The sequence below is a fragment of the uncultured Slackia sp. genome (assembly GCF_944321625.1).
Lineage (GTDB): Bacteria > Actinomycetota > Coriobacteriia > Coriobacteriales > Eggerthellaceae > Slackia.
Genome location: NZ_CALUMA010000083.1, coordinates 1 through 5,033 on the forward strand (window position 1 = coordinate 1; position 5,033 = coordinate 5,033).

Annotated in this window: 2 protein-coding genes and 2 pseudogenes; all 4 read left to right on the top strand. The window is 64.9% G+C overall.

The genetic code is table 11. From position 1 onward, the window contains the following. Positions 1-383, top strand: a pseudogene (locus Q0J60_RS07230) (hypothetical protein); the annotation flags it as partial. Between the two features lie 16 nt (positions 384-399). Further along, a complete protein-coding gene (locus Q0J60_RS07235) occupies positions 400-1,788 on the top strand; it encodes an AI-2E family transporter (protein WP_294440043.1) in 1,389 nt (462 codons plus the stop codon). 124 nt (positions 1,789-1,912) lie between these two features. After that, positions 1,913-4,558: pseudogene (gene alaS, locus Q0J60_RS07240) on the top strand (alanine--tRNA ligase). Continuing rightward, positions 4,558-4,971, top strand: coding sequence for a Holliday junction resolvase RuvX (gene ruvX, locus Q0J60_RS07245; protein WP_294440046.1), 414 nt, complete (start codon positions 4,558-4,560; stop codon positions 4,969-4,971). The pseudogene alaS and the gene ruvX overlap by 1 nt, the downstream one beginning before the upstream one ends. Positions 4,972-5,033: the final 62 nt, after the last annotated feature.

Below are 5,033 nucleotides of genomic sequence, written 5' to 3' on the forward strand. Positions count from 1 at the left end.
AGAATGTGGACGCCATGACCACCTCGGCCGCCGGCGCGGCGAACGCGGTGGAAACGGTTGCCAACACGCCCATGAAGCTGGTGAACACCGCCGCCGAGAAGCTGCGCGGCGCGTTCTCGCAGAAGAAGGCATCCGACGCGTCGGTCGCTTTGGGGTCGGCGGCGGAGGAGGCCCAGGCTGCGGCATTGGGCGCCGCCTCTGAGGGAGCGGCTCAGCCGGCTGCGCCCGTGGAGCCCGTCGAAGCCCCTGCCCCTGCTGCGGTCGAGACGGTCGAACAACCCGCCGTCGAGCCCGCCTTGCGGGTCCAGGACGTTCCTGCGGCCGAGCCTTCCGCCCCGAAGGCCGAAGAAGCTTCCAGCGGCTATTTCACGTACAACAAGTAGATTGGGAGATGCGGGTTTGAATCATCCAGCAGAACGCGAAGAGCGTTGCGAATCCCACCATCAATCTTCGACTGACCGAACCGACGCCGCACGGCGTCGGTTCTTCCAAATCTGGGCGATTATCGGCGTCATCGCCATCGTGTACGTGCTGGGCTTCGTGCTCAACGTGCTGGCGACGCCCGTCGCCATCGTGGCGTGGACCGTCATCATCGTGCTGTGCCTGCGCACGCCGGTCGACAAGCTCGAGTCGGTGGGCGTGCCGCGCCCGGTCGGTTCTGCCATCGCCTACGTAGGCATGTTCGCGCTGCTCGCCATTCTGGGCATGGTCATGTTCTCGCCCGCGTTGGGCCTGGGCGACCAGTTCGCCTCCATGTTCGCCGGGCTGCCGGGCTACGTGCAGCAGCTGGTGGACTGGGGCAACCGCCTCTACGTTCAGTACTCCGACGTGCTCCAGAACGACACGGTGCGTAGCTGGATCGATTCGGGCGCCAAATCGCTCACCGACTGGGCTTCCACCGTGGCAAAGGTGTCGGCCGACGGCGTGGTGGGCTTTGGCACGGGCGTGGCCAACTCGGTTATGGTGATCGGCTTTTCGTTGGTGGTGGCGTTCTGGATCCTCATGGAGCTGCCCGCCATCGGCCGCGAGACCATGCGCTTGATTCCGCCGGCGCGCCGCGAAGAGGCCGAGATGATCCATATCACGTTCACGCGCGTGATGGGCGGCTACATCAAGGCAACGCTTTTGCAGTGCCTGCTCATCGGCGTGGCGTGCGGCATCTGCTTCCAGATCGTGGGCATCCCCAACGCCGCCGCACTGGGGCTCATCACCGGCGTGATGAACATCATCCCCGTCGTGGGTCCATGGATCGGCGGCGCGCTGGCGGCGCTCGTCGGGTTCTTCGACAGCCCGCTGGCGGCATTGCTCGCGCTGGCGTTCACCATCGCCATCCAGCAGTTTGTGTACACGTTCGTAAGCCCCAAGATCATGGCGAACTCGGTGGATGTGCATCCGGCGCTCGTAATTATCGCCCTGCTCTGCGGCAGCGCCATCGGCGGCGCGATGCAGGGGCTCGTGGGTAGCGTCGTGGGCATGCTCCTGTCCATCCCCCTGGCGGCAATCGCCAAATCGCTTTTCGTGTTCTATTTCGAGCGGCGCACCGGGCGCCAGGTGGTGTCAGAGGACGGCGTGTTCTTCAAGGGCACCCCGACGCATCTGGACGAAGAGGCCACGCGCCCCGATGCCCTGACCGACGCCGTGGGCGTGCACAGCATGCGCGAGGAAGAGCAGGCGCGCGAGGAATGGCGTCTGCGCGAGGAGGCCAAATCCATGGCCGCAAAGGCGCAGCGCAAGCCGAAATCCGCAGAATCGCAGGATTCGGGGGAGAACAACCCGGAAAAACGGTGACGCGAGGCCGCTGTTTTGGCTATTATGCCTAACCGTATGTTTTTCGGCCGGCAGGCGCCGATTTCGAATCGGTTCGCGCCGGCGACTTTGGATATGTTTGCACGATGAGAGTGAGACGCGTCTGATGAAGTACATGACCACCGCGGAGATCCGCGAGAAGTACCTGAAGTTCTTCGAGGAGAAGGGCTGCAAGCGCATGCCGTCCTCCTCGCTTATCCCCGACGACCCGAGCCTTCTGCTCACCAGTGCCGGCATGGTGCAGTTCAAGCCCTACTTCCTGCATGTGAAGGAGCTCGATCCCGCCTATGTGGGCACCACCACGGTGCAGAAGTGCGTGCGCACTAACGACATCGACATCATCGGCACCACGGGCCGCCACCTGAGCTTCTTCGAGATGCTGGGCAACTTCAGCTTCGGCAAGTACTTCAAGAAGGAGATGTGCGCCTGGGCGCTCGAGTTCTCTACGCAGGTGCTGGAGCTTCCTGCCGAGCGCCTGTACTTCACCGTATTCGAGGACGATGACGAGACCATCGAGATCTGGAAGAACCTGGGCGTGCCCGAGGACCACATCTCCAAGCTCGGCGAGGACGACAACTTCTGGCGCGCTGGCCCCACCGGTCCCTGCGGCCCCTGCTCCGAGATCTATTTCGACCAGGGCCCCGAGGTGGGTTGCGGCAAGCCCGACTGCAAGCCGGGCTGCGACTGCGACCGCTTCCTGGAGTACTGGAACTGCGTGTTCACCCAGTTCGACGGCCAGGAGGATGGCACGCTGGCGCCGCTGAAGACCAAGAACATCGACACCGGCATGGGCCTGGAGCGCATCGCTGCCATCATGCAGGGCGTCACCAACAACTACGACACCGATGTGCTGCGCGGCCTGGTGGCCGTGGGCGAACGTCTTTTCGGCAAAACCTACAAGACCGACGACGCCACCGACCTGTCGCTGCGCATCGTGGCTGACCACAGCCGTTCGGTGACGTTCATGATCGCCGACGGCATCCTGCCCTCCAACGAGGGTCGCGGCTACGTGCTGCGCCGTTTGCTTCGCCGCGCCGTCATGCACGGCCACAAGCTGGGCATCGAGGGCCCGTTCCTGTCGCACTACATCGAGCAGATCGTGAACGAGATGGGCCATGTGTACCCCGAGATCGTGGAGAACCGCGAGCTCGTGGAGCGCGTGGTCGCGTCTGAGGAGGAGCGCTTCGGCGCCACGCTGCGCCAGGGCCAGGCCTTCCTGGACGAGGCGCTGTCCAAGCTCGAGGGCGACACGCTTTCGGGCAAGGAGGCCTTCACGCTGCACGACACCTACGGCTTCCCGGTTGAGGTCACCGAGGAGATCTGCGCCGAGCGCGGCATCAAGGTGGATACCGCCGAGTTCGAGGCATGCATGGAGGAGTAGCGCGAGCGTGCCCGCGCCGCCACCAAGGGCGCTGCCGAGGCTGCGTGGAGCACCTACGGCGGCGTGCATGCCGAGCTGCTCAAGGAGCTGGGCGCTTCCGCATTTGTGGGCTACGACCGCGCGACGGCAACCTCGGGCGTGACCGCCCTGATCAAGGACGGCCAGCGCGTGGATGAGCTCGCCGAAGGCGACGAGGGCGAGGTCGTGCTGGGCATCACCCCCTTCTACGCCGAGATGGGCGGCGAAGTGGGCGACACCGGCACGCTCGAAGGTGCCGACGAGGGCAGCCAGCTTCACATCGAGGTGCTTGACACCAAGGCGCCCGAGAAGGGCCTGGTCTGCCACCAGGTCAAGGTGGTTCGCGGCTCGGTGCGCGTGGGCGATACCGTGCGCGCGGTCATCGACGAGCGCCGCCGCGCCCGCATCGCGCGCAACCACACGGCTACCCACATCCTGCACGCCGCGCTGCGCCAGGTGCTGGGCGATCACGTCAAGCAGGCCGGCAGCTACGTGGGCCCCGACCGTCTGCGCTTCGACTTCACGCACTTCGAGGGCGTGACCTCCGAGCAGATCAAGCAGGTGGAGGACGTGGCCAACGACGTGGTTATGCAGGCCATTGCCATGAACATCTACGAGACCTCTCTCGATGAGGCGCGCGAGGCCGGCGTCACGGCGCTGTTCGGCGAGAAGTACGGCGACACCGTGCGCGTGGTCGAGGCGGGCGACTTCTCCGCCGAGCTGTGCGGCGGCTGCCATGTGGCCAACACCGCCGAGATCGGCTTCATCAAGATCGTGTCCGAGAGCAGCGTGGGCGCCAACCTGCGCCGTATCGAAGCCGTGACCAGCTTCGATGCTCTGGCGTACATGAACCGCGAGGAAGACGAGCTCAAGCGTGCCGCCGGCGTTTTGAAGACGACGCCGTTTGAGGTCGCTGACCGTTGCGCTGCGAACGCCGCTACCATCAAGGAGTTCGAGGCCGAGCGCAAGCGCGCCAAGCAGGCCGAGGCCGAGGGCAGCATGGCCGATTATCTCAAGAACATGGTGGATGTGGGATATCCGCTGGTGGTCGCCCGTATCGACGGCCTGGACACCGGCGCCTTGCGCAATGCGTGGGATATCATCCGCGGCCACATGGATAAGCCGGGCGCCTGCGTGCTGGGCACCGTGAACAATGACAAGCCCGTTATTATGGCCGCCGGCACCGACGAGGCCGTGGCGGCCGGCTTCAACGCCGGCGCGGTCATCAAGGCCATTGCCGGCAACATCAAGGGTGGTGGCGGCGGCAAACCCACCATGGCCCAGGCCGGCGGCAAAGACGCATCCGGCATGGATGCCGCACTGGCCGCAGCACGCGAAATGCTCGGGGCGTAATGCGCACGCTAGCACTAGACATTGGCGAGGCCCGCATCGGCCTCGCCATCAGCGACGCCGCCGGCAAGATCGCCACGCCTCTCAAGGTGCTCCCTGCACAGGAGGTGCTCGCCAACGGCAAAGAGTTCCGCCGCATCATCGAAGACTGGGAGATTGAGCATCTCGTGTGCGGCCTGCCGTATACGCTTGCGGGCGAGGAAGGCCCCCAGGCTGCCAGCATCCGCGAAAAAGCGCAGCGCATCTCGCAGGCCGTCCACCTGCCCCTTTCCTTCACCGACGAGCGCCTGAGCTCGCGTGAAGCTAAACGCATTTTGCGTGAAGAGGGGCTGGACGAGCGCGCGATGCGCGGCAAAGTGGATATGATTGCTGCGAGCCTGTTTCTCCAGGTCTGGCTCGACTCCCAAAAGAATTAGATCGCGCGCGACCCGCTTGCGCGCCCGACGTCTGCAAAGGATTGCCCATGCCGCGTAAGCAG